This is a genomic window from Dactylosporangium sucinum (genome assembly GCF_014647515.1).
GTDB lineage: Bacteria > Actinomycetota > Actinomycetes > Mycobacteriales > Micromonosporaceae > Dactylosporangium > Dactylosporangium sucinum.
In genome coordinates, this window is sequence record NZ_BMPI01000194.1 from 1 (window position 1) to 1,070 (window position 1,070).

1 protein-coding gene is annotated in these 1,070 nt (G+C 68.1%); it reads left to right on the forward strand.

What is annotated here, in order from left to right:
- Positions 1-15: 15 nt before the first annotated feature.
- On the forward strand, positions 16-1,070 hold a 1,055-nt coding region (locus tag IEZ31_RS55770; RefSeq protein WP_229837342.1), incomplete at its 3' end, for a chitinase.

Genomic DNA, 1,070 nt, shown 5'->3' on the forward strand with positions numbered 1-1,070 from the left:
GCGTCGACCGGTACGGTGACGGGGTACCGCGTCTACGAGGGCGCCACGGTCCGCGCCACGGTCACGGGTACCACCGCCACGGTGTCCGGGCTGGTGGCCGGTTCGACGCACACGTACACGGTCAAGGCGTACAACGCGCAGGGTGAGTCGGCGGCGTCGAACAGTGTCACCGCGACGACGACCGGCGGGACCACGAACCCGCCCGCGGGCTTCGCCGCCGCGCCGTACCTGTACCAGTGGGGTGACCCGCCGAACCCGCAGACGGTCCAGTCGGCGACCGGGATCAAGTGGTTCACGCTCGCGTTCGTGCTCTCCGGCGGGGGTTGCACGCCGGCGTGGGACGGCAGCCGGCCGCTCACCGGCGGTGTCGACCAGACCGTCATCAACCAGGTCCGGGCGGGCGGCGGCGACGTGATCCCGTCGTTCGGCGGCTGGAGCGGCAACAAGCTGGGCCCGAACTGCTCGACCCCGCAGGCCCTCGCCGCCGCGTACCAGACGGTCATCAACGCCTACAACCTCAAGGCGATCGACGTCGACATCGAGAACACGGACGAGTTCGAGAACGACACCGTGCGCAACCGGATCGTCGACGCGTTGAAGATCGTCAAGCAGAACAACCCGAACCTCAAGACGATCATCACGTTCGGTACCGCGACGACCGGCCCCGGCTACTACGCCCAGCAGCTCATCAACCGGGCCGCGTCCACCGGCGCGAACATCGACGTCTTCACGATCATGCCGTTCGACTTCGGCGGCGGCGCCAACATGTACAACAGCACCGTCAGCGCCTCCGAGGGCCTCAAGAACATGCTGAAGACGGCGTTCGGCTGGAGCGACGCGACCGCCTACGCGCACATGGGCATCTCCGGCATGAACGGCCTGTCCGACCAGCAGGAGCTGACCTCCGTGCAGTACTGGCAGCAGATCCGCGACTACGCGCAGTCCAACCACCTGGCCCGGCTGGCCTTCTGGTCGGTCAACCGCGACCGCCCCTGCCCGGGCGGCGGCGTGGTCTCCAACTGCAGCGGCATCGCCCAGAACAACTGGCAGTTCACCCAGATCACGGCCAC